The organism is Confluentibacter citreus, from assembly GCF_002807055.1.
Lineage (GTDB): Bacteria > Bacteroidota > Bacteroidia > Flavobacteriales > Flavobacteriaceae > Confluentibacter > Confluentibacter citreus.
Genome location: NZ_NIXN01000009.1, coordinates 166,161 through 192,137, shown reverse-complemented (window position 1 = coordinate 192,137; position 25,977 = coordinate 166,161). Strand labels below are relative to the sequence as shown.

General features: G+C 34.1%; 18 protein-coding genes. 11 read left to right on the top strand and 7 right to left on the bottom strand.

Going from position 1 to position 25,977, the window contains the following annotated elements; genetic code table 11:
• Positions 1 to 39: 39 nt before the first annotated feature.
• The 4 genes from CDH49_RS14775 (at position 40) to rlmB (ending at position 6,361) form a co-directional block, all read left to right on the top strand.
• Positions 40 to 3,264: a SusC/RagA family TonB-linked outer membrane protein gene (locus tag CDH49_RS14775; RefSeq protein WP_100616307.1), complete on the top strand. Its 3,225-nt coding sequence runs from the start codon at positions 40 to 42 to the stop codon at positions 3,262 to 3,264.
• A 12-nt stretch (positions 3,265 to 3,276) separates the two neighbouring features.
• Positions 3,277 to 4,785 carry a RagB/SusD family nutrient uptake outer membrane protein gene (locus CDH49_RS14770; protein WP_100616306.1) on the top strand — a complete coding sequence of 503 codons (1,509 nt, stop codon included), beginning with the start codon at positions 3,277 to 3,279 and terminating at the stop codon, positions 4,783 to 4,785.
• A gap of 46 nt (positions 4,786 to 4,831) precedes the next feature.
• Entirely contained in the window at positions 4,832 to 5,557 is a 726-nt protein-coding gene (locus tag CDH49_RS14765; RefSeq protein WP_100616305.1) for a DUF1735 domain-containing protein, read from the top strand.
• Positions 5,558 to 5,623: 66 nt separating this feature from the next.
• A complete protein-coding gene (rlmB, locus tag CDH49_RS14760) occupies positions 5,624 to 6,361 on the top strand; it encodes a 23S rRNA (guanosine(2251)-2'-O)-methyltransferase RlmB (RefSeq protein WP_100616304.1) in 738 nt (245 codons plus the stop codon).
• A gap of 53 nt (positions 6,362 to 6,414) precedes the next feature.
• Here the strand turns inward: rlmB and CDH49_RS14755 are convergent, their stop codons facing one another.
• A complete protein-coding gene (locus tag CDH49_RS14755) occupies positions 6,415 to 7,140 on the bottom strand; it encodes a rhomboid family intramembrane serine protease (RefSeq protein WP_100616303.1) in 726 nt (241 codons plus the stop codon).
• A 145-nt stretch (positions 7,141 to 7,285) separates the two neighbouring features.
• On the opposite strand from CDH49_RS14755, the gene CDH49_RS14750 reads away from it, so the two are divergent.
• The gene (locus tag CDH49_RS14750) at positions 7,286 to 8,563 is read left to right on the top strand and encodes a replication-associated recombination protein A (RefSeq protein ID WP_100616341.1); all 1,278 of its coding nucleotides are present in this window, start codon (positions 7,286 to 7,288) and stop codon (positions 8,561 to 8,563) included.
• A gap of 61 nt (positions 8,564 to 8,624) precedes the next feature.
• Here the strand turns inward: CDH49_RS14750 and CDH49_RS14745 are convergent, their stop codons facing one another.
• The 4 genes from CDH49_RS14745 to radC form a co-directional block, all read right to left on the bottom strand.
• Entirely contained in the window at positions 8,625 to 9,467 is an 843-nt protein-coding gene (locus CDH49_RS14745; protein WP_100616302.1) for a hypothetical protein, read from the bottom strand.
• Between the two features lie 93 nt (positions 9,468 to 9,560).
• The gene (locus CDH49_RS14740; protein ID WP_100616301.1) at positions 9,561 to 10,250 is read right to left on the bottom strand and encodes a YjjG family noncanonical pyrimidine nucleotidase; all 690 of its coding nucleotides are present in this window, start codon (positions 10,248 to 10,250) and stop codon (positions 9,561 to 9,563) included.
• A complete protein-coding gene (locus CDH49_RS14735; RefSeq protein ID WP_100616300.1) occupies positions 10,240 to 11,541 on the bottom strand; it encodes a polysaccharide deacetylase family protein in 1,302 nt (433 codons plus the stop codon). Before CDH49_RS14735 ends, CDH49_RS14740 begins: the two co-directional genes overlap by 11 nt.
• A gap of 85 nt (positions 11,542 to 11,626) precedes the next feature.
• Complete coding sequence (radC, locus tag CDH49_RS14730) at positions 11,627 to 12,325, bottom strand: RadC family protein (protein WP_100616299.1); 699 nt, start codon at positions 12,323 to 12,325, stop codon at positions 11,627 to 11,629.
• 153 nt (positions 12,326 to 12,478) lie between these two features.
• Between radC and CDH49_RS14725 the strand changes: the two genes are divergently transcribed.
• Genes CDH49_RS14725 through CDH49_RS14715 form a run of 3 tightly spaced genes read left to right on the top strand, consistent with a single transcriptional unit; the run spans position 12,479 to position 15,272 of the window.
• Positions 12,479 to 13,366, top strand: coding sequence for a dienelactone hydrolase family protein (locus tag CDH49_RS14725; RefSeq protein ID WP_100616298.1), 888 nt, complete (start codon positions 12,479 to 12,481; stop codon positions 13,364 to 13,366).
• Between the two features lie 49 nt (positions 13,367 to 13,415).
• Positions 13,416 to 14,189 carry an NIPSNAP family protein gene (locus tag CDH49_RS14720; protein ID WP_100616297.1) on the top strand — a complete coding sequence of 258 codons (774 nt, stop codon included), beginning with the start codon at positions 13,416 to 13,418 and terminating at the stop codon, positions 14,187 to 14,189.
• Positions 14,190 to 14,207: 18 nt separating this feature from the next.
• Positions 14,208 to 15,272 carry an alpha/beta hydrolase gene (locus tag CDH49_RS14715; RefSeq protein WP_100616296.1) on the top strand — a complete coding sequence of 355 codons (1,065 nt, stop codon included), beginning with the start codon at positions 14,208 to 14,210 and terminating at the stop codon, positions 15,270 to 15,272.
• Positions 15,273 to 15,426: 154 nt separating this feature from the next.
• Here CDH49_RS14715 and CDH49_RS14710 read toward each other — a convergent pair whose 3' ends face one another.
• Together CDH49_RS14710 and CDH49_RS14705 are read right to left on the bottom strand one after the other, a co-directional pair.
• Positions 15,427 to 16,782, bottom strand: coding sequence for a UDP-N-acetylmuramate--L-alanine ligase (locus tag CDH49_RS14710; protein WP_100616295.1), 1,356 nt, complete (start codon positions 16,780 to 16,782; stop codon positions 15,427 to 15,429).
• Positions 16,783 to 16,929: 147 nt separating this feature from the next.
• Entirely contained in the window at positions 16,930 to 17,886 is a 957-nt protein-coding gene (locus CDH49_RS14705) for a tetratricopeptide repeat protein (RefSeq protein ID WP_100616294.1), read from the bottom strand.
• Between the two features lie 228 nt (positions 17,887 to 18,114).
• Here CDH49_RS14705 and CDH49_RS14700 point away from each other — a divergent pair, with 228 nt between their 5' ends.
• The 3 genes from CDH49_RS14700 to CDH49_RS14690 all read left to right on the top strand — a co-directional run bounded on the left by CDH49_RS14700 (position 18,115) and on the right by CDH49_RS14690 (position 25,975).
• Positions 18,115 to 24,483: an alpha-2-macroglobulin family protein gene (locus CDH49_RS14700; protein WP_239970677.1), complete on the top strand. Its 6,369-nt coding sequence runs from the start codon at positions 18,115 to 18,117 to the stop codon at positions 24,481 to 24,483.
• Between the two features lie 92 nt (positions 24,484 to 24,575).
• Complete coding sequence (locus CDH49_RS14695) at positions 24,576 to 25,436, top strand: hypothetical protein (RefSeq protein WP_162296724.1); 861 nt, start codon at positions 24,576 to 24,578, stop codon at positions 25,434 to 25,436.
• Positions 25,436 to 25,975: a hypothetical protein gene (locus CDH49_RS14690; RefSeq protein WP_100616292.1), complete on the top strand. Its 540-nt coding sequence runs from the start codon at positions 25,436 to 25,438 to the stop codon at positions 25,973 to 25,975. Before CDH49_RS14695 ends, CDH49_RS14690 begins: the two co-directional genes overlap by 1 nt.
• Positions 25,976 to 25,977: the final 2 nt, after the last annotated feature.

The following is a 25,977-nucleotide window of genomic DNA, read 5'->3' as shown; positions in this document are numbered from 1 at the left end:
TTTAAGATTTTTGACATGACTAATTCAAATATTTATAAAATGAAAACAAAGTTTAGTGGAATTCTAACGCTATTACTAGCGTTTGTCGTGCAACTAACGTTCGCACAAGAAAAGACAGTCTCAGGAACGATAATTGATGGTAGCGGTTTACCAATACCTGGGGCGACCGTCTTAGTAAAAGGCACTTCTACAGGTACCGCCTCAGATTTCGATGGTAATTATTCAATTAGAGCTACCCAAGGTGCTACTTTGGTTTTTAGCTTTGTTGGTTATGTTACTCAAGAAGTTACTGTAGGTGCATCCAACTCAATTAATGTAACTCTTAGTGAAGACGTACAATCTCTAGAAGAAGTATTAATTGTGGGTTATGGCACCTCAACAAAACAATCATTTACAGGTACCGCAACCACAATAGATGCCGAAAATATTGAGTTGAAAAATTACTCAAATATTTCACAATCTTTAGCAGGGGAAGCCGCAGGTGTAACAGTAATTAACACTTCTGGCCAACCAGGAAACACTTCTACAATTCGTATTCGTGGATTTGGTTCGGTTAATGGAAATAGAGACCCTCTTTATGTTATTGACGGGGTACCTTATTCAGGCAGTCTTAATGCTATAAACCCATCTGATATAAAAAGCACCACCATCCTTAAAGATGCAACAGCAACTGCTATTTACGGTTCTAGAGGAGCAAATGGTGTAATTTTAATTACTACAAAATCAGGAACGTCTTCAGAAAGCTATGTTGAAGTTGATGTTAAAACAGGAACAAACGTACAGTTACTTCCTAGATATCAGGTTATTACTTCTCCTGAAGAATCTATTGCTTTGGTGTGGGACGCTAAAGTTAACCGCCAACGATTAACTGGCGACCCAAACCCTATAAACACAGTAAACAATACATTGTTCACTAGTATTTTGGCACCGGGCTATAACATGTGGAACGTAGCCAATGGAGCCGAATTAATTGACCCTGTAACTGGCCAAGTTAGACCAGGTGTTACTAGAAGATATACTCCAGAAAGCTACGAAGACCTTTCTTTTAATACAGCCTATAGAACTGAGGCAAATGTAAGAATGGGTGGCGGTGATGATAAATCTAAATACTTTATCTCGGGTGGTTACCTAAATGATGATGGATACGCTATCAACACAGGATATAAAAGATATACTACGCGTTTAAACATCAATTCAAATGTAAAAGAGTGGTTAAACGTAGGTGCAAATTTAAGTTATACGTATTCTGAAAGTATAAATAATGGACAAACTGATGGTGCAGAAAACCTTTTTGAATTTGCTGATAAAATGAACCCTTTCTATCCAGTTTTTTTAAGAGACAATAATGGCCAATTAGTTCCAGATCCTATTTTTGGCGGGAACCAATATGATTATGGTTCTAACTCTGGTTTTAGGGATAGACCCAATTCTAACAATTTGAATCCTATTGCATCTGCCTTGTACGATTTTAATGGTAATGATAGAAATGAAGTTGTAACTAGTTTTAATTTGGGTATTGATATTACTGAAGGCTTGACTTTTGAGTCTATTTATGGAGCCCAATATTCAAACAATATATTTAAATCTGTAGGTAATCAATTTTATGGTGTAGCAACTGCTAATGAAGGTGATTTATTTCAAAGTACTACAGAAAGAATAACAACGAATTTTTTACAGTTATTACGTTATAAAAAAGAATTTGGAAAACATAGTGTAGAAATTTTGGCTGCACATGAAAGCAATAAATACGATCAATCTTTCGCTACTGCATTTAAGTCAAAAGCTATTATCCCTGGTGGTAAAGAATTAGATAATTATATTGTTAATTTACAACAACCTACAGGTAGAACTGAAGCTAGAACATTAGAGTCTTATTTTAGTCAACTAAATTATGATTTTGATGATAAATATTACCTTACAGCATCTGTTCGTAGAGACGGGTCTTCAAGATTTGCAAATAACAAATGGGATACCTTCTATTCTATAGGTGGTGCATGGATTCTGTCAAATGAAAGTTTTTTAAATGACAATAACCTTTTAACTTTCTTGAAACTTAAAGGTTCATATGGTAGAACAGGTGATGATGCTGGTGTTGATATTTATAGTGGGATTAATACTTTTGGAGTTACTAATGTAGGTGGCAGATTTGCTGTGGCGCCAGAACTTTTTGCAAATCCCGATTTAACTTGGGAAACGGCTAATCAATATCAAGTTGGGGTAGAATTTTCTCTAGGCACCTTCCTTGATGCAACAGTGGACTACTATATTAAAGATACCGAAAATTTAATATTTAATAGAAGAATATCCCCTTCTTCAGGTGTTGCAACCCTTACGGTTAACGATGGGGTTCTTAGAAATAGTGGTCTTGAAGTTGATTTGGTTGCTCATCTTGTTAAAACTGCTGATTTTAAATTGGATCTAACTGTAAACGGTGCAATGTATAACAATGAGATTAAAACAATGCCAATAGACCCTCAAACTGGGGCTCCTGCAGCCCATAATATAGTAGGGTTATACGGATATTCCCAAGGTAGATCCATATATGATTTTTACATTAGAGAATATGCTGGTGTAGACCCAGCCGATGGTTATCCTATGTGGTTTAGATATTTTGACGATGTGAACAGTAATGGTATTTTTGATGCTGGTGATACTACAATTACCTCGTTAACGCCTTATCTAGCCACCAATCCTGACGCTAACGTAGCTAAAGCAACTACAAAGACTTATGCCAACTCAACACAAGTATTCGTTAATAAAAGTGGTATCCCCGATGTTGCTGGTGCATTCAGATTAAATGCAACATTCCATAATTTCAGTCTTTCTACTCAGTTTGCTTATTCCATAGGCGGATGGGCTTATGATAGCCAATATGCAGAATTAATGCATGATAATAACGGTGGAATTACTGCGACAAATAGTCATATTGACATTCGCAAAAGATGGCAACAACCTGGCGACATAACATCTGTGCCTTTGAGTGCTGATAGAGTGATACCAAATGTTAACTCTTCATCCACTCGTTTTATAACTAAAACTGATTTCTTGGCTTTAAACAATGTCGTTCTAGGTTATAACTTCCCAGAAGAAACTCTTGATAGAATTGGAATGTCTGGGCTTAATCTATATGTCTCTGGAGATAATTTATATTTTACAGGAGCTAGAAAAGGTTTTAATCCTACAACTAGTGAGGATGGAGGTTCTGACAGAGGGGTTTATGCTCCTTTAACAACTTTCACACTTGGAGTTAGAGCTAAATTTTAAAAAAAAAAGAATATGAAAAATAATTTAAAAAATTTAATTAAAATCACATGCTTGGCGTTACTAATGGTAAGTTGTGGTGAAGATTTCCTGGTTGAGGAACCAACTGGGAACATAATCAATTCTGATCAATTATCTGATGCAATAGCTTTAAACCCTGCTATAGGTGAAGCTACCGTAACAGGTATTTATGCTACCATGTTTACTACCGAAACTGGTGGTACTACATCCCAACAGGATTTTGGACAAAAAGGATATGATATCTATGGCGATATGCTTAGTAGTGATATGGCACTATCTACCAGTACTTATGGCTGGTACCGTGCTAGAATTACCGAAATGCAAGCTGGTACAGATTTTACACAACCAGAAAATTATCAACCTTGGCGTTATTATTATAGAATTATAAATCTAGCAAATTTAGTTATAGAAAGTCTTGGTGGTAATGATGTTGTTCCTGAAACAGATGAAAACAAATATACTATGGGTCAGGCTTTTGCAATGAGAGCTCATTCTTATTTTTACTTAACGCAATACTTCATTAATGACGTTGAAGCATCATGGAATGCTGAAACATTACCAATTTATGTAGTTCCTGGTTTTGCTGGTAATCCTAAGTCACCAACCAGTGAAGTTTATGCGCTTATGGAGGATGATTTAACCAAGGCAATCACGCTTTTGGATGGATTTGTTCGTTCTTCTAAAACTTCAGTAGATATATCAATTGCTCAAACCATTTTGGGTTATGTTTTAGCATCAAGAAGAGATAGATGGCTGGATGTAGTGACCGTAACTAATGCAGCTTTGGCTAATACTACAGCGATACCTATGTTAACAGATGCTTCTATAAATGGAATTAGAGGAGGCTTCAATCATGTTGATTCACAAGGTTGGATGTGGGGTGTTGACTTGAATGCAGATATTGGATTAGGTTTGGTTTCTTGGTGGGGGCAAATAGATGCATATTCTTATAGTTATGCCGCCGTAGGTGACAATAAAGCTATGGATGCAGGACTTTACAATAGTATGCCTGCAGATGACGTACGTAGATTACAATTTAATAATAATCCTGCCTCAGCAAGACATTTACAGCCTCTAAATAAATTTTATGATTCAGATAAAGTTATTTTTGGTACTTCACAAATTGTGAAAGCAGATTATATTTACATGCGATATGAAGAACCATTATTATTAAATATTGAGGCACTTGCTAGGTCTGGACAAGAAGGCTTAGCGAGAACCGCTTTATTTAATTTTGTATCTACCCGAGTTACGGATGCTTCATTTGTGAATGCTTTAAGTGGTCAGGCATTAATAGATGAAATATACAAGCAAACACGCTTAGAGTTCTGGGGTGAAGGCAAGAGTTATTTAGCCATGAAACGAAACAAAGCTACCATAGTTAGAGGTACAAATCACTTATCTTTTGTAGGAGTACCTATTCCATTTAATGATGAACGACTAACTTTTGAAATTCCATTACAAGAAATTCAAGATAATAATAACATATCTACTCAAAATTAATTTTTGAGCAGGTTATTTTGATGTATTTACGTTAAAACTACAAATTATGAGAAAAATACTTAATATTACATTTATAATATTTTCAATTTTCCTATTTCAAAACTGTGAAGAGGAAACTGAAGCTGTACCATTAGATTATATAACATTTGCGAAAAGCACATATTCGACGGGTGTTGATCCAGGGGGTGCTGCCACATTTGATATTACTGTTTATACTGCCAACATTACTTCTTCTGATAGGAACTATAATGTTATTGTTGCTCCTAACTCTAATGCAGCTGCAGGATCTTATACAGTACCAAGTTCTGTAACTATTCCGTCAGGATCTAATGAAGGTATATTAACAATAGCCTTAACCGACACCAATTTGGGTATTGGGGTTAACAACCTGATTCTTAATTTTGAAAAAGGTGCAAATTATTTTATTGGTGCATCAACAACTTTATCTTACATACAAAACTGTACAGAAGTAACCGGATCTCTAGATATAGTATTTGATGGTTATGGTAGTGAGTGTACTTGGGAAATAATTGATGCCCTAGGTGGTGTTGTAGCTTCTGGAGGGCCTTACACCGATGGGCAAGCATCTACTTCTCCGAGTATTACTTTATGTTCTGGAAGAGAATATACCTTTACTATTTATGATAGCTTTGGTGATGGTTTAAGTTTTCCTGCTAACGGAAGTTATGTCTTAACCATTGGCGGTGAAGTTAAAGCATCTGGCGGTGGTGATTATGGTGCTGAAGAATCAACAGATTTTGACACTAATTAAAAAAAGTATTTTATAACACTAAAAAAGAGGTTGCAATAGCAACCTCTTTTTTTATACCTTTACCCCATGCAAGAACAAACACTAATTTTTGGAATACGCGCCGTTATTGAAGCGGTAAATGCAGGAGAGACCATAGATAAAGTATTCCTTCAAAAGGGATTGAAAGGTGATTTATTTGGTGAATTAGAAGCAGTTTTAAGACACCATTCCATCAATTCCTCATACGTTCCCATTGAAAAATTAAATAGACTTACAAAAGGGAATCACCAAGGAGCTGTTGCTCAAATATCCCCTATTGAATTTCATGATCTGGAAGCGTTAATGATGACTGTCATGGAGTCTGGAAAAACACCTTTATTTTTATTATTGGACCAATTAAGTGATGTTCGAAATTTTGGAGCCATTATCCGAACCGCAGAATGTACCGGTGTAAATGGCATCATTATTCAAAAAAAAGGTGGTGCTCCCGTAAATGGTGATACTATTAAAACAAGTGCTGGTGCTGTTTTTAAAATTCCTATTTGCAAAGTTGATCATATAAAAGATGCTGTTTATTATATGCAAGCATCGGGTATTAAAGTTATTGCCGCTACAGAAAAAACAGATAGCACATTATATGATATATCATTTATAGAACCATGCGCTATTATTATGGGTTCGGAAGATAGAGGTATTAACCCTTCCATTCTAAAAGTTGTAGATGCTAAAGCCAAACTGCCATTGTTAGGTGAAATTGAATCTTTAAATGTCTCTGTGGCTTGTGGGGCTTTTTTATATGAAGTGGTTAGGCAAAGACTTGGTTAGATTATTTGACTATTTGGATTGTTAGAGGCTTAAAGTTTTTCCAGAATTGAACATTATTCTTTATTTTCTTTGAATGTATAGTTTACAGTAGGTTGCTCCTGCTCTGTATCTGGTTGAATATGCTCTATGAAATTTCCGTTGTTATCAAAATGCTTTAAAAAAGGATCATCATCTGCATTGTAGTCATCTTGTTCCCATGCATATTTTTTTGGTTTAACAATTTTCCTCTTAAAAAATAAAGCAAATAAAAAGCCCGTGAGAAGTCCTGATAAATGTCCTTCCCAAGAAACACCTTCTTCAATAGGAAATGTATACCAAATCATACTTCCGTAAAGAAAAACAACCAATAAAGATAGGGCCACCAAGCGATAATACTTTGAAAAAATGCCTTTAAAAAAAGTAAAACTCACCAACACATAAACTAATCCACTAGCACCAATGTGATAGGATGGCCTGCCAATACACCAAGTGAAAAACCCAGACATAAGAATTCCGAATATAATAACCTTCCAAGCTATGGGTCTGTAGAAATAAAACAATGCCATCGACAAAACAAACAACGGAATACTATTATGGTAAATATGCAAAATGCTCCCATGAACAAACGGACTTAAAAGAATGCCTCTTAATCCTTTTATAGTTTGTGGATAAATACCATAATTTGAGAAATTAAAACCAAAACGCACTTCAAACCAAAATACCATCCATATAAATAGCAAAAAAAGTAACGGATACAATATGACTCCGGTAGAAAATTTAAAATGTTCATTCTGATTCATAATTTAAAGATAACAAATAGTTAACCAAATTTTTATTGATGCTAAATTGGCAGATATAGGAATGAGGGATTGGGCAGACCAAAAAAAGAAAAACTTAATGGCGCAAGGAATCCTTTTTGCAAAGGAATTAATTAATTTTACATTTATGAATGAACCTTTAGCCGAACGTTTAAGACCAAAAACTTTAGATGATTATGTGAGCCAAACGCACTTAGTTGGCAAACATGGTGCTTTAACGCAACACATTAAACAAGGTTTAATTCCGTCCATGATATTTTGGGGACCTCCCGGAACAGGCAAAACAACGCTTGCCAATATTATTGCCAATGAATCTGGCAGACCATTTTACACATTAAGTGCCATAAATTCTGGTGTGAAGGACATTCGGGATGTTATTGATAAAGCCAAACAAAGTGGTGGTTTGTTTACTACCAAAAACCCAATTTTGTTTATTGATGAAATCCATAGGTTTAGCAAATCGCAACAAGATTCCTTACTGCAAGCCGTTGAAAAAGGTTGGATAACATTAATTGGAGCCACTACAGAAAATCCGAGTTTCGAGGTTATTCCTGCACTTTTATCACGTTGTCAAGTGTATATTTTAAATGCTTTTGAAAAAAACGATTTAGAGACGCTTTTAAAGCGTGCTATTGAACAGGACTACTATTTGTCTAAAAAAAATATAAAACTCCAAGAAACCGCATCCCTTTTAAGACTTTCTGGCGGCGATGCCAGAAAACTGTTGAATATTTTTGAATTAATAGTGAATTCTGAAGAATCTGAAAACATTGTAATAACAGATGTACTGGTCTTGGAAAAAGTTCAAAATAATACGGTTAGATACGATAAAACAGGTGAGCAACATTACGATATTATTTCGGCGTTTATAAAATCCATTCGCGGCAGCGACCCAAATGCTGCAGTCTATTGGTTGGCCCGTATGATAGAAGGTGGTGAGGATGTGAAATTTATTGCTAGAAGACTACTTATTCTTGCGAGTGAAGATATAGGAAATGCCAATCCAACAGCGCTAGTTATTGCCAACAATACATTTCAAGCAGTCTCCATTATTGGGTATCCAGAGTCTAGGATTATATTGAGCCAATGTGCTACCTATTTGGCTTGTTCACCCAAAAGTAATGCAGCGTATATTGCTATTGGTAAAGCACAACAATTGGTTAAAGAAACGGGAGATTTATCTGTTCCGTTGGAAATTAGGAATGCCCCGACCAAATTAATGAAAGAATTAGGGTATGGTGAAAATTACCAGTACGCCCACAATTATGAGAATAATTTTGCCAATCAGGAATTTCTACCAGATGAGATAAAAAACACCAAATTATATGACCCTGGAAATAACTCCAGAGAAAATGCTGATCGCAATTTTTTAAAACAGCGATGGAAAAATAAGTATGGGTATTAGTTAGTTGTTGAGTTGATTGTTTCTTCACGACTTAACAACAAACAACTCAACAACTAACTTATTAAAATTTAATATTCAGGACGTCTTGTTTTAAAACATTATTTTCATAATACTCCATAATCCAATTGTCATCTTTTTTATATAAAGTGGCATTTTTTCCTTCTACCATAAAAACGTTTTCCAAAGACGTATTCTTTATTTTATATACAACTTTTGGGGAACTATCCACCAATTGAAAACCATTATCTATGGCCTGAGCATATAAAACACCTGAAACATTATCACTTGCAGAAATAACTTTTGAAACTTCACCCATAGGCACACTAGGTTTAGGTGTCTCGCTTATAACTACCTTAGTTTCCTTTTCTTGCTTAAGGTTTTCTATTTCGGCTTTTAACTGTGCAATCTCTTTTACAACCTCTGTTTGGTTATTATTATCTTTAGTAACAGGTTGAGAAACTTTATTATTAGGAACATACTTGTAGTTTATCGTTTCCAATTCCTTAAAAGCATTTCTTAACGCCTGGCTGTAAGCTCTATCAAAATCTTTCTCTCTACTCTCTCCTACTTTTGTTGTATATACAGTTAATCCTTCACAATTATTTAATTCTAATTGAAACTTAGTTTTAAACATGCTTGAATCTTTTAAAAGGTCCGCATTTAACGCTAAACACTTATCAGCGTTTAAATCATCTGGATAACCCTCACCTTCCATAAAGGCTTGAAAACCATATTTATTGAATAAAAATACTGTTAATGAATTTAATTTAAATTGATCATTGTCTTTTAAAAAAGTATACCTTTTAGGAATAATAACATATTTATAATTGTTAAGATTTGACTGGGAAAATACACTTGTAACTAGGAAGTAGACAACAAGCAACGATGCAAATTTAGTTTTCATTTTTATTAAATATATAGTTATACCCTAGTTTGTAAATATACACTTTGTGTTGTATTTATATTTTATGAAATTAAAAAAATTGTGATGAATTAGCTATAAATAGTTTTTTATCTCTATTAAATTATTAACCTTCTTGATATGAGCATCCACAGGCTTCTGGAATTCATCAAAAAAAATAACGTCCATTCCTATGTTTAAAGCTCCTACAATGTCGGCTTCATAGCCATCGCCAATCATGATGCTTTTAGATATGCTTGTATTTGCTTTTTCAATAGCATAATGAAAAATTTGTGGATGTGGTTTTTTTACACCAATATCTTCACCGTTGGTAATTGTTTTGAAGTAATGCAAAATATTGGACTTTGTTAATTTTTTAGATTGAACTTCTTCAAAACCATTGGATAAAATATGTAGGTTATAGCTTTTATACAAATATTCTAAAATGGTAATGGCATCCTCATATAAGTAATTATTATCTGTGAGATAGGTTATATAATCGGTTGACAGCTTTTGAATAAGCTCCTTTTCAATTATATGATTTAATGCTGAAAATGTATCGTTTAACCTTCCAAAACGCAATACATCTTTATCAATTTTTTCGTCTCTGTAAAGTTTCCAGTATTGTAAATTAATGGCTTTGTAATGAACCAAAAAATCGTCTAAATCAATTTCTATCTGATTGATTTTAAAAATTTTATCAAAAGCTAAAGCCGAATTTTTATCAAAATCCCATAAGGTGTGGTCCAAATCAAAGAACACATCGGTAATACCTTTAATCTTCATCAGTAGAATCTAAAATAATATTAAACAATTCCTTAAATCCTTTCCATTTATCCATATCGCTGAATGTATAATTATGAAACACGGGGACAAACTCACCATTTACTTTTTTTATTTCAGAGATAATATCATTCAACACTATCTTTTTATCTAAAAGCGATTGGGTTTTTAAAAGCGAGTAGTCCATTAAATGGTATGAATACACTTTTAACGGTGTCTGTACCTCATAATCTAAGTCATAAAACAAAAAAGGCGTGCAAGATCCTGCCCTAAAACCAATGTGGTTTACATAACCCATGGTATAATCTTCCTGTATTTCCAAATCTATTAGATTTCTATAAGATTCAGGTAAATTAAGTTTTGAAAAAGATTGTCTGGTTGCCACTAAGGCCGTATTTATAATGGCTTCCATTTGTAGTTTCTCCTTCTTTAAAATAGAAACATCCTCAGTTGAAAAAAAGGATGTTTTCAACCCTACTTTGCAATAATCTGCAACTTGCTTAATTAATGAAATAAACTTTTTTTTATTAACACTAATACCTTTATCATAGGTTGAATAAGCACCAATTAAAAAGAAGAATAAAAATGTATGTTTGGTTTGTTTTTGTTTATTTAGAATGTATTTAAAGGTATCAAAAGGATCGTGCATCAATCCGAAAAGTACCATAAACCTGGCATATAATCCCTTAAAATTAAATTTAAAAACATCCTTTAAGGCGCCGCCTACAGTTCGCATAATCCCTTTTAACCTATAAAGATATGCCGAGGGAACATCTATAATAGGCTTTATACTATATGTTTTAATAGGGAATTGAAATTCTGGAAAAAAATTTTGCAAGGCATCTTTAAATTTGTATGCCCAAATGTCTACAATGGGTTGGTGCAAAAAATCATGTTTATATGCAACGCTTTCGGTTGCTAAAAACCGACCGTATTCATCCTGCACATGTGGCAGATACTCTTCATATCGCGATAACAAATAAAATGAGGAAGCAAAAATATCATACGGCAGGACGCCTTTTTCTCCATTAAAAAAAAAGCCTTTTGTTGTGCCCCATGTATAAACATGAAAATCTATGTCCGACAGTCCTTGTTCAAATAAAATATCATGGCTTTTTATAAAAAACTCATTCCCAAGAGGTTGTTTTGTATAGGACATTTTTAAACTATCGTGCGCAATAAATTCTTCAATAGTAGTGGTAAAAGAAACATCTATGCCAAGAACCCTTGTGCAAATATGTTTAAAAATATATTTTACCCTAGGCGTTATTTTATGTGTGTAAACTAATAACATTTAAAACTAAAATTGTTAGTACCAAAAGTACATAACTTAATTATCAATAAAATATGGAACGGCTTTTTGTTTTTAAAAAAGGAACCTAAATTAGGCTTTCATCAGCAAAACTAAAGTATGCTTTTTCGGTGATAATTAAATGATCCAAAACCTTAATATCTAAACTATCTGATGCGGTTTTTAATTTATTTGTTAATTGTTTATCGGCTTCGCTAGGCTTTAATGTCCCCGATGGATGATTATGCGCCAATATCAATCCTGTAGCACCAACTTCTAAAGCATTTTTAAGTACTAAACGAACATCAACTAGCGTACCTGTTATGCCGCCTTTGCTCAGTTGCTTTTTATGGATGACTTTATTGGAGTTATTTAAAAAAATAATCCAGAATTCTTCATGTTCCAATTCACCAATAATGGGCTGCATCAATTCAAAAACAGAATTGCTAGAACTTATTTTTTTCTTTTCTAAAGCTTCTTCGCCTCTTCTTCTTCTACCCAATTCCAAAGCTGCAGCGATGGTTATGGCCTTAGCTTCCCCAATGCCTTTAAACTCCATTAATTGTGCGATGGATAATTTTCCCAGCTCACTCAAATTATTACCAACACTTGCAAAAATACGTTTACATAAAGCCACAGCACTTTCCTCCCTATTGCCAGAGCCAATTAAAATCGCCAATAACTCAGCATCACTTAATGTGGCTTTACCTTTATAAAGGAGTTTTTCTCTTGGTTGATCGTCTTGGCTCCAATTTTTTATGGAAAACGAAGTTGGTCTTTCTTGCATCTAACTAGCCTAAATTAAAGTTGTATATTAACACTTATAAAACTACAAATTTTAAAGTATATTCTTTCATCCAACTTATTTTAATTTAACATTTATCAAAGCATAAATAATGTATTTTTATAAAAGAACAATCTAAGATAAAAACTATTACATATGAACCCATTAAAAAAAGAAGACATAAGTCAAGAAGTTTTTGATTTATACGATTATTATGCTCATAATAAAATTAACCGCAGCCAATTTGTTGAAAAACTATCTCTTTATGCTATAGGTGGTTTAACTGTTTCTTCCCTTTTAAGCTTTTTAACGCCTAATTACCTTGATAATTTGATGGTAAAACCAGATGATCCCAATTTAGATTCTGGGTATATTACCTATCAATCACCAAAAGGAGGCGGCCCTATCAAAGGTCTTTTATCAAAACCAGATGGCATAAAAGGTAAATTGCCGGGTATTATTGTGGTACACGAAAATAGAGGATTAAACCCGTATATAGAAGATGTTGGAAGACGAGCCGCTTTAGATGGCTTTATTTCTTTAGCTCCTGATGCCTTATCACCGTTGGGAGGTTACCCCGGAAATGATGACGCAGGAAGGGAAATGCAAAGTAAACGAGACCGTAATGAGATGCTTGAAGATTTTATCGCTGCTTTTGATTATTTAAAAAACCATGAAAACTGTGATGGTAATATTGGTGTGGTAGGCTTTTGTTTTGGCGGCTGGATTGCCAATATGATGGCTGTAAAAGTACCAACACTAAAAGCGGCCGTGCCTTTTTATGGCGGACAACCAACTGCTGAAGAAGCAGCTCAAGTTAAAGCACCTTTATTGTTGCAATATGCAGAATTAGACACTAGAGTTAATGCGGGTTGGCCAGCTTATGAAGAGGTTTTAAAAGCAAATAATGTTGAATACACAGTACATTTTTATCCAAACGTAAACCACGGATTTCATAATAACTCAACTCCACGATTTGACAAAGAGGCAGCAGATTTGGCTTGGAGTAGAACGATTGCATTTTTTAAGGAGAAACTTAAATAAATCTAGTTATAATATTATCTTTTTTAATTAAAACCAACTAAACCAAATAATGAAAAAAACAACACTTCTTCTTTTTATCCCATTAATTCTATTAAGTAGTAAACTCCTTTCTCAAAATAAAGACATTTATCAAATAAAAACCTATTTGATGAACACCGAGCAACAAATGGAAACTACCGAAAACTTCCTAAAAGACGCTTATTTACCTGCTTTAAAAAGATTAGGCATAAAACCTGTTGGTGTTTTTAAACCTAAGACGATAGAGTCTGATTCCATCAAGAAAATGATGGTTTTAATTCCGTTTTCATCATTGGAGCAGTTCTCTGGTTTGGATAACCAATTATCAAATGACAACGTTTATTTAACCGCTGGAGCTCATTACTTAAACGCACCTTTTAATGAAAAACCTTATTTACGCATAGAATCTACCCTATTACAAGCGTTCTCTGAGCATCCTCATGTAACTCCAACACCGTTGACCGGCCCAAGAGATGAACGGGTTTATGAATTAAGAAGCTATGAAGCTTCCACAGAAGCCATTCTAAAAAATAAAATTGAAATGTTCAATAAAGGAGGCGAAGTCAAACTATTTGGTAGCCTTAATTTTAATGCCGTTTTTTATGGCGAAGTCATTTCGGGCAACAACATGCCAAACTTGATGTACATGACGACATTCTCTAATCAAACAAGTCGCGACGAACTATGGAAAGTATTCTTTTCTTCTCCAGAGTGGAAAGTATTAAGTGCCAAGACTGAATACAAAAACAATGTTTCGAAAGCAGATATTATGTTCTTTACTCCAACTGAATATTCAGATTACTAATTACAGCTTAAACTAATAATGAAAAAATTTGTAACCCTCCTGTTTTTAATTAGTGCTTTCACACTAAATGCACAGCAATACCCAGAAGTAACCATTTCTGGTTCCCAAATAAGAAAACTAACATCCAATATTGTTTCTGGACAAGAATATGAACTACACATTATGCTGCCTTCAGGTTATGAAAATAGCACCAAAAAGTACCCTGTTATTTATTTAATGGATTCCCAATGGGATTTTTCGCTGGTAACTGCTATTTATGGACAGCAATATTATGATGGTTTTATTCCGGAAGCCATTATAGTAGGCGTTACGTGGGGAGGAGAAAATCCGAATCCAAATATGCTTCGATCAAGGGATTACATACCAACAAACGCCACTGGGGGAGCCGATTTGTTTTTAGATTTTATGAAAACTGAACTATTCCCTTTTATTGAAAGCAATTACAAAGTAGATAATAGCCATAGAACCTTAATGGGCTGTTCTTTAGGAGGGTTGTTTACTTTATACGCGTTATTCACGCATACCGATATGTTTACGGGTTACGTAGCGGCAAGCCCCGCTTTGGGTGGGGACAATGGTATTTTAAGTGGTTTTGAAAAAGCATTTTCAGAAAAACAATCTGATAAACCTACAAGTGTTTATATGACCGTTGGTGATGTGGAAAGTGGCAAATCTAATTTTGAAGCATTTGCTGACAAGATGAAGAGCAGACAGTATAAAAATGTTAGGTTACATTCTAAAGTGTTAGAAAACACAGGCCATTCAGGAACAAAAAGTGAAACTTATTCTAGAGGCTTACAATATGTCTTTGAAAGAAATCAATTAAAATTAAGTGATGCTATTTTGAATAAATATGTGGGAATGTATCAATTAGGCGACGGTAAAGCGGAAATAAAGAATGAAAATAATGAATTGAGATTATATGCTCATGGTTCTAGCATGCCACTTTTAGCGAATTCAGAAACCCATTTTTATTCGACTTCTCAGTTCTTTAATATTCACTTTAAAGAAACTAATAACGCCGTTGAAGGTTTTGATTTAATAACTTACGGAGGGACTCAAACATTAAATAAGGTTAAGTGAATGGTTGTCATTCCTGCGTAGGCAGGAATCTGTTTTTTGAACCGCTTTATCGCTCTCAAAAAAGAGTAAAATCAGCACAAAAAAAATTGGCAACTAAAACAACATTATAATTCCCAAACTGGATGCCTGCCTAAGCAGACATGACAAAACAAAATCACTCAATCAACCCTTTAACCTCATCAAAATTAAGGCCACCATAATTACCAGAACTCATTAACAATAACGCTTTATTATTGAAGTCTTGGGAGAATAAAAATTGTTTAAAATCGTCTGGATTGGTATAAATAATTAAATCGTCACGTTCAAAAGCATTTGCTATTTGCTCGTGGGTGACTTCTTTAAGCTTTTTAATTTCAACAGCATGAGGTGAGTAAAACACCACCGCAACATCGGCAGCATCAAGTGCCCCTTTATATTCTTTTAAAAATTCGGCATTTAAACTGCTATAGGTATGTAATTCCAAACACGCCACCAACGTTCTATTGCTGTATTGTTCTTTTACTGCTTTGGTAGTAGCTTCTACTTTACTTGGTGAATGTGCAAAATCTTTATAGGCGACACTTGTTTTACTTTCAGCGATTTTTTCCAGACGTTTGCTAGCTCCTTTAAAGCTTGCAATGGCTTCATAAAAATCATCTTCATCAATGCCCATATGCTGGCAAATCCATTTGGCTCCAGCAAGATTGTTTAAATTGTGTTTTCCAAAAACCTCAATCGGCAATGGTCCTTCAGGAGTTTCTAATAGTGTTTGTCCGTTTTCCACGGTATAGTTTGGGGTTTTGTATGGTAATTTCCGAATGGTATTCACACTAACCTCCACCACACGTTTTACTTCAGGGTCTTCTTCATTATAGGTAATACTGCCTCCACTAACTATAGAATCTATAAAAATTCGAAACTGTTCCACATAATTATCATAAGTTGGAAATACATTAATATGATCCCAAGCAATACCGCTCAACAAGGCTATATTGGGTTTGTACAAATGAAATTTTGGACGTCTATCAATTGGTGAACTTAAATATTCATCACCTTCAAGAACCATAAAATCATTTTCTTCTGTCAGTTTCACCATCACATCAAACCCTTCCAATTGGGCACCTACCATGTAATCCACATCTTTATCATGGTAATGCATCACGTGAAGAATCATAGAGGTAATCGTGGTTTTTCCGTGGCTTCCGCCTATAACCACTCGGGTTTTATTTTTGGATTGTTCATATAAAAATTCAGGATAACTGTAAATTTTCAAGCCTAATTCTTGGGCTTTCAGCAACTCGGGGTTATCTGCCTTGGCGTGCATCCCCAACACAATAGCATCAATAGTTGAATTGATTTTTTCTGGATACCAACCATAGGTTTCTGGCAATAGCCCTTTGGCGTTTAATCTGGATTTTGAAGGTTCAAAAATTTCATCGTCGCTTCCTGTAACTTGGTATCCTTTATTATGTAGTGCGATTGCTAAATTGTGCATGGCAGAACCACCAATAGCTATAAAATGTACGTTCATGTATCTATTTTGAATGACTCAAATATACTTTTTTGCGAGGTAGTTTCAAAGGTTTACAGCGGTAAAGTTTCAAAGACACAAAGGCTCAAAGTTTCAGAGTTTCAGAGATACAAAATAACTGAAACTGAAACTTTAAACTGTGACTAACTACAGCTTCAATATCTTCTGCTTCTCTTCGTTGAAGGGTTTCATTTTCGGATATTCAGAAATAGCCAAATCAATGTGTTTCAAAGCTTCTCTTTTATCCTTTTTAAGCAAATAAATTTGTGCCAAACGGTAGTATGCCCATGCTTTTGGCACACCATCATTAGGAGAATAATTTTCTATGTAGGTAATTAAACATTGTTCTCCTTTATGCAATTCAATATTATATTCCGCAGCCACCTTACCTATTTGATAGTGAAGTGCATTACGCTTGTGTTTACTTTTGGCTTCCTCTAGATTATTAAGAGCTTTTTCTGGTTGCTTTTGTTTTTCGTAGAACGTTGTTAATTTATCGTAGCACCATAATGAGCCACCTTCCTTAATGGCCAATTTATAATATTTTTCAGCCAAATTTGGTTCATTATCAGTTTCGTAAATATAGCCTTTTGCTAAATAACCATCCACTTTAGATAAGTTATAAAGTTCATCAGCATACCTAAGTGCCTTGTCTTGACTACCTCCTATAAGTCCAGGTATTTGCATATAAAATTCAACCAAGGCCCAACGTGTATTGGTATGCTTAGGGTCTAATTCAGCAGCTTTTAAAAAGGCTTCCTTAATATCGCCCACCATTCCTAATGCCTCAATTTTATTAACAGCCAAGGCTTTCATACCCATGGCGCCACCATATTTATATTGATATTCAGCATTATTTTTTTGGTAACCTACAAGCTGTTTATAAACGGAAATCGCTTCATCCCACTTTTTTTGATAGCCATAAGCATCTCCCAATAATTCCTTGACTTGCATGTCTTGTGGATTTTTTTTGAGATAATTATATGCTGTATGCTCCGCTTCGATATATTGCTTTTTACTGAGCAGTTTTGTAATGCTATCTTTTGTCGTTTGGCTAAACGCTAGAACAGGTAGAAATAAGAGTAGGTATAAATATTTTTTCATGGGCAAACATTTTAATCATTCGTCGTTTAAATCTTTATAAGATAAATTTAATCATATTTATCAGTGCAATTTAAGGCTTTAATTTATTAAAAATTATTAATGAAATGATAAATTTGATTCAGCTACTTCACTGTTAAAATAGCTATCTTCACTCATCCAACAATAACTTTGCCACGTTTATTGTTTTTTGGAATAACTTTTGAAAGTAACTTGTAGCAAAATTGAAATATGAAGACATATACAACTTTATTAATGATCATGCTTTTCGCTAATTTTCTGCAAGCACAAACACCAAATTATGAGAATTTATGGAACCAAGTTGAAAAATTTGAAATAGATGGCTTACCTAAATCAGCTTTAAAAATAGTTGAAGACATTGCAAAACAAGCAACAAAAGACAAGAATGATCCGCAACTTATAAAAACCATGTTTTACAAAAGCAAGTTTGCCTTGGTTTTAGAAGAAGATGCCCAATTAAAAATCATAAACGATTTTAAGAAACAAATTGACATTAGCACATTCCCATCAAAAAATATATTAGAAAGTTTACTCGCCAACATGTACTGGCAATATTTTAACCAAAACCGTTGGCAATTTTATAATAGAACCAAAACGGAAGAAAAAGTAAATGCTGAAGACTTTAGAACATGGGATTTACAAACCCTATTCAATGAAATACATCTACACTATCAAAACTCGTTACAAAACGGATCGATGCTTCAATTGGAGCCTTTAGAAAATTATGATGCGATTTTAAATCTTCAAAAAAATTCTAAAATTTACCGACCAACTTTATTCGATTTTTTAAATCATGAAGCGTTGAATTTTTACAAAACCAATGAAACCAACATCACCAAACCTGCTTATAAATTTGAAATTGATAATCCACAGTTTTTAGGGGAGGCTTCAACATTTTCGAATATAAAATTGACGTCTAAAGATTCAACATCTTTACAGTTACATGCTCTAAAAATTTATCAAGACCTCATTCAATTCCATTTAAAGGATAAAGAACCTTTCGCTTTCGCGGATGTGAATATTGAACGTTTAAAATTCGTGAATGAATATGGCACTTTTAGTGATAAGGAAACTCTTTTATTGCAAGCGCTTACAACTGAAAAAGACAAACTGAAAGAACACGAAGTTTCTGCTTTATACAATTTTGAAATCGCTTCCATATATTACCAACAAAGTCAACAATATCAATTAAAAACAAACGAAGACAACCGTTGGAAAGCAAAAGAAGCCATGGCTATTTGCAATGCCGTGATTGAAAAATTCCCAAAAAGCAAAGCTGCGGAAAAATGTGCCATTTTAAAACAACAAATCGAGCAACAAGCCTTAGATATTACTACAGAGAATTTTTTACCAATTCAACAACATGCGCGTTTGTTGGTTAGTTATAAAAATTTGGACACGCTTCAGTTTAAAATATTCAAACTATCACAAAACCAATTAGAACAATTTAATAAAGTTTACCAGAAAGAAGAGCAGCTGACTTTCATTAAAAAACTAGCTGTTTTTAACCAATGGGAAAGTAAACTTAGGAACGAGAATGACTATCAAAATCATTCCACCGAAATCGCCATCCCCAAACTTAATAACGGCACGTACTTAATCTTTGCTTCAACAAAAAATGATGATGAAACATTTGCTTTTTCTACCATTCAAGTTACCAATTTAGCCTTGGTTGAAACTGAAACTGAAGACCATAAAATCTTTCAAGTTATTGATAGAAATAATGGAAAACCGATTGTGGATGCTGATGTAGAATTGAGTTTTACTGAAAATAACAATAGAAGCATCCAAAAAGAAAATTTTAAAACAAACTTGTTTGGCGAAATCAACATTGAGAAAACCAAATACCGTTATAGAAATCTGAATGCAAAAGTTAAGTTTGGCAGCGACACCGCTTATTTTGGAGATTATTATGTAAGTCAACATTATAAAAGAGAAAAAGCGGAAACTGAATTCAAAGCCTTTTTGTTTACCGACAGAAGCATCTACCGCCCAGGGCAAACCGTTTATTTTAAAGCTATTGCGATAAAAACGAATCCGAATGGTGGAAAATCGGAAGTGGTAGCAAACGAACCAGTTTCTGCTATATTGTATGATGTCAATGGTGATGAAATTAGAAAACTAGAATTTAAAACCAATGAATTTGGTTCCGTTTCTGGTGAATTTATACTACCAAATTCTGGATTAAATGGCGAAAATTACATCGAATTCGATGGTGATGAAGAAGATTTCTTTTTGGAACATTATTTCTCCGTTGAAGAATACAAACGCCCTAAGTTCGAAACCAAATTCAATCCTGTTACTGAAAGCTATAAAGTCAATGATTCCGTTACAGTAAAAGGAACAGCTTTGGCTTACGCTGGAAGTAACATTACCGATGCCAAAGTAGTGTATCGTGTGCATAGAAAAGTGGAATATCCACGTTGGTATTTTTGGTCAAGACCTTGGTTTGATAGTGAACCTCAAGAAATCACGTATGGTGAAAGCACCACCAATGAAAAAGGTGAATTTGAAATTATCTTTAAAGCCATTCCCGACCCAAGTGTGGACAAAACTAGTTTGCCTATTTTCAATTATGAAATTACGGCGGATGTCACCGATTTAAATGGTGAAACCCGAAGTGCCACAACAATTGTTAACGTTGGATACCATGCCTTGGTAGCAACTATGACTATTGCTGATAAATTAGATAAAAACGAAAAAGACGAAAAAATCAATATCGATACCAAAAATCTAAATGGTGAATTCGTGCCAGCAACGGGTATTGTTAAAATATACAAATTACTGGCACCGAAGTCCGTTTTAAGAACTAGACCTTGGCCGGCTCCAGATTATCAAGATTTTTCAGAAGAAGCTTTTAAAAATCTGTTTCCACACGATGCTTATAAAGATGAACATGACTCCAATAATTGGGAAAAAGGCGATTTGGTTTTTGAAAAATCCTTTGATACCAATACATCTAAGGAACTTGAATTAGGAAATGTTAAAAAATGGGGATCTGGGCAATACCTCATCACTTTGGAAAGTAAAGATAAATTTGATCAGTTGGTTAAAGATGAAATAAAAACTATATTGTATAGTGATGATGACAAAACGGTGGCGGATAATCAATTGCTCAGCATCACCACCAATAAACCGACTTACAAAGTTGGGGAAACTGCTTTGGTGACGTTTGCTTCTGCTGCTCCTGATTTAAAAGTCACAGTTTCTATTGAAAAAAACAATAAAATTGTTCAAACTCAAATCATTTCATTAAATAATAACAAAAAGACGATTTCCATTCCTGTTAATTCAGAAGATGTCAGAGGATTTGTCATTAATTACAGTTTCGCTGCTTTCAATGGTTTTCAATCGGGTGTAGTAGGTATTATGGTGCCTTACCCTAAAACGGATTTAGATATTGAAACCACCACATTCCGTGATAAATTACAACCCGGAACCGATGAAACTTGGAGTTTTAAAATTAAAGGGCCTCAAGGTGACAAAGTATCTGCGGAATTATTAGCAAGCATGTATGATGCGTCTTTGGACCAGTTCAAGCCGCATAGTTGGATTTTTAATTTTATTGACAGAAATTTTTATTATTCCAAAAATCGCAATGCATACCAGAGTTTTGGAACAAAAAATTTCAGGGTTTACAATAAACCATTTGCAAATACAAATTATCCTCAGCAATACTTTGACCAATTAAATTGGTTTGGATTCAGTTTCAATTTTAATAAAAGTCGACATGATAATTATATTAAATCTTTAAGACTTAAAACTGAATCGAAATATGATGATTCTATAAAAAAAGGATTTGTGTCAGGAACTGTTTTTGATGACAGCGGAAACCCATTACCCGGTGTTACTGTTTTAATAAAAGGAACTTCAATAGGAGTTGCAACAGACTTTGATGGAAACTTTTTAATACAGGCAAATACTGGTGATAAATTAGTAATTAGTTATGTAGGTTATATTACAAGGGAAATTAATATTGCTAATAACAATAGTTTGAGTATTTCTTTAGCTGAAGATAGTAATCATTTGGACGAAGTAGTAGTCACTGGTTATGCAGCCATGAGAAAAGCCTCCTTAACAGGTAGTGTTGTTTCTGTAGTAACAGAACAACTAGATGCTGAAGATGAGATGGACATGAAATCAAAGACAGAAGCCATTGAAAATACCACAAAAAAACCAAATTTCGACAACATTCAAATCCGTAAAAACCTTCAAGAAACAGCGTTTTTCTTTCCGCAGTTACAAACCGATAAAGATGGAAATGTGAGTTTCAGTTTCACCACACCAGAAGCCTTAACCCAATGGAAACTGCAATTATTGGCGCATACCAAAACCTTGGAAAGTGCTACCAAAACCTTAACAACCGTTACCCAAAAAGAATTGATGGTCATCCCCAACACACCTCGTTTTTTACGTCAAGGTGATCAAATAAGCATCAGTACAAAAATCGCTAATCTAACTGACAAACAACTTTCTGGACAAGCCGTTTTAATTTTGACAGATGCTATTTCTGGAAAAGACATAACCGCTAACTTGCTCAGTCCGACCCTGGAGCCCGTGTTTAGCGGAGTCGAAACAGGGGAGTTAGAGGGGGCTTCTTTTATTGTTCCTTCTAAAGGCAACACGCAAATCACTTGGAATTTAACCATCCCTGACGATGTTGATGCCGTTCAATATAAAATCATAGCGAAATCAGACGCTTTTAGCGATGGCGAACAAAACGCCTTGCCCGTATTATCAAATAGACTATTGGTTACTGAAACGTTGCCTATGTGGATTCGTAGTAACGAAACCAGAACGTTTACATTAGACAAGCTTAAAACTAGCACCTCAACAACGCTAAAAAACCACAAGTTAACTTTGGAAATCACTTCCAATCCAGCGTGGTATGCCGTACAAGCCTTGCCTTATTTAATGGAATATCCGTATGATTGTAACGAGCAAACCTTCTCGCGTTATTATGCGAATGCTTTGGCGAGTCATATTGCGAATTCAAACCATAGAATTCAGGAAGTGTTTAATCAATGGGGGTCTCAAGATGTGCTGATGAGTAATCTTGAAAAGAATGAAGAATTAAAATCCATTCTTATTCAAGAAACACCTTGGTTACGTGATGCTCAAAGTGAAACCGAACAGAAAAAACGCATCGCTTTGTTATTTGATTTGAATAAAATGAATAACGAATTGCAATCGGCTATGCGTAAATTGGAGAACAATCAACTATCAAATGGAGCTTGGGCATGGTTTAATGGCGGACGAGAAAACAGATACATTACCCAACACATTATTACCGGTTTTGGACATTTGAATAAACTTGGTGTCACCCTGAGCGCAGTCGAAGGGTCCTCTTCTGAATCAAAAATGCTTGAAAAAGCCATCAAATATCTAGATTCTGAATTCATTCAAGAATATAAAGATATTCGGAAATATGATGCTAAAGTCGATTTAAACAAAGATCATTTAAGCTACACGCAACTGCATTATTTATATATGCGAAGCTTCTTTCCAGATGTTAAAAAATCTAAAGAAGTCGAAGATATTACCAAATATTACCAAACGCAAATGCAAAAATATTGGTTGATTCGTTCCTTGTACGCCAAAGGATTGATGGCGTTGGTTTCAGAACGATTGAATGACAAATCAACCTCCGCTAAAATTTTAAAATCGTTGAAAGAAACCAGTATTACTTCAGAAGAATTGGGCATGTATTGGAAAGAAAACACCGCTTCTTGGTATTGGTATCAAGCGCCGATTGAAACGCAAGCGTTACTAATTGAAGCGTTTGCTGAAATTGAAAATGATACAAAAACCATTGATAATCTTAAAATCTGGTTACTAAAAAATAAACAGACCAATCAATGGAAAACGACCAAAGCAACTACCGAAGCTGTGTATGCCTTGTTACTTCAAGGTAACGATTGGTTATCGGTGACCGATGCAGTTGACGTGGTTTTGGGCGGACAAAAAATTGAACCTTCTAAACTCGAAGATGTTAAAATAGAAGCTGGAACAGGATATTATAAAACATCTTGGAGTTCTTCTGAAATTAAACCAGAAATGGCGGAAGTAAAACTGACCAAAAAAGGTGAAGGCATTGCTTGGGGCGGTTTATATTGGCAATATTTTGAAGATTTAGACAAAATAACTTCGTCAGAAACACCGCTTAAATTGAAGAAAAAACTGTTCCTTAAAAAGAATACGGATATGGGCGAGCAAATTTCTGAAATTACAGAAAAAACTAATCTTAAAGTTGGTGATTTGGTTCGTGTTCGCATTGAATTGCAAAGCGATAGAGCTATGGAATTTATCCATATGAAAGACATGCGCGCCGCTGGATTAGAACCTATAAATGTGATTTCCCAATACAAATGGCAAGACGGATTAGGCTATTATGAAAGCACAAAAGATGCGTCCACAAACTTCTTTTTTGATTATTTACCAAAAGGCATTTTTATATTTGAATACGATTTAAGAGTCAATAATGCGGGCAATATGAGCAATGGCATTACCACCATTCAAAGTATGTATGCGCCAGAATTTAGTAGTCATAGTGAAGGTGTGCGTTTGTTGGTTAAATAGTTTTTTTAAAAGAGGCTTAAAAGCCTCTTTTTTTTATGATTAACTTTGCTTTGATAAAATGGGTAGTCAAACATTTGATAACAAAGAAAAAATTGGAAAAAACATCCTTTTTAAAGACAGCTTACACCAACTTGACTAATGAAAATTTAGACAATTTAATTTACTACTTAAAAAAAATTAGTGGCAAACCTTTAACTGTAAAATGTAAAAGACAAAATGCTTTCAAAATCTTATGGCATGATAAAGAAACTAAATTATTAGCAAGATGTCACGTCCAAAATGCAGCAGAATATTTAGATTTCATTAAAGAGAATATTAAAACAGAACAGTTGAAGACTGTTGTAGCAGACATATCTGATTATGTCCAATTTCTTGATTCAAATGAAGACACATCATTTATATTAATAAGTACAAATACCCAAGCTTCCGCTGTGCAATTTGACAATGCAAAAAGATTGTTTTACAATCACCAAATTAGAGAACAGTATCAAAATAATTACTCTACTGACCTTTTGACTCTTTATTCAATTAGATTATCTTTAGAGAGTAGAGTTAGAGGACTTTTAGGAATTGATTACGCAAAATCTAGTGGAAAAAATATTGGATTATCAACTCTAATAAAAATTTCGAAAGGATTAAAATCCGTGCAATACTCAACTGAAACCGATTGGATAGAAATAGAATGGGTTAATAATTGGCTAAACCACCATATGCATAGACATATAAGACCTTATCCTTGGATTATCCATCAAGCCTTAGAGGTTTTAAAACCTTTTGTAGACCCAAAAAAGCCATTAATAAATTCAGACAGAACTATTTATTCTTTCTATAGTGCAACATATGTTATTGATGAAAATATATTAAAAAATGAGATTGAGTTAAATTTAAAAGAATTATTTCCTGAAGTACAAATTAGATGGTTGAACAAAAGAGAAATATTAAAAAATAAATAATGCTAATCTTAGCTAAAACCAAAAGGACTAAAACCCCATTGCAAAAAAACCACCTGCATATCTTTTTACTACTATCGCTAATAGCGTTACATATCTCTTGCGCTGCAAAAAAAAACATAGTCGCAAATGAAATCATCATTGAAGCACTCCCTCCAAAACTTATTTTTTTAAATTATACTATTTCTCAAGATGCTAATGGAGACAAACATATTCAGTTTGTAAACAAAATTATTACCGACGGTAAACTAAAAAACAATACCGAAGCATATTTTAAAACGGGTGCTGTGGGCGACTTAAAATGCAGTCAACTAGATAAAGATTCCTTAGAAATTAAAACGGTCATTATAGAAAACCCTTTATCGAAAATAATGGAATACGTTAATGATTCTCTTATCTTTGAAAGCAAAAAAATAGAACTAAAAAGCGCTCCGCTATCATTAAGGTTAGCGCTTCATGACAAAACAAAGTACATAACCATTAGCCACATCATAGATTCGTTGCAAAATAGTCGCCCATTAATCACCACCAAGTTGGATTGAAA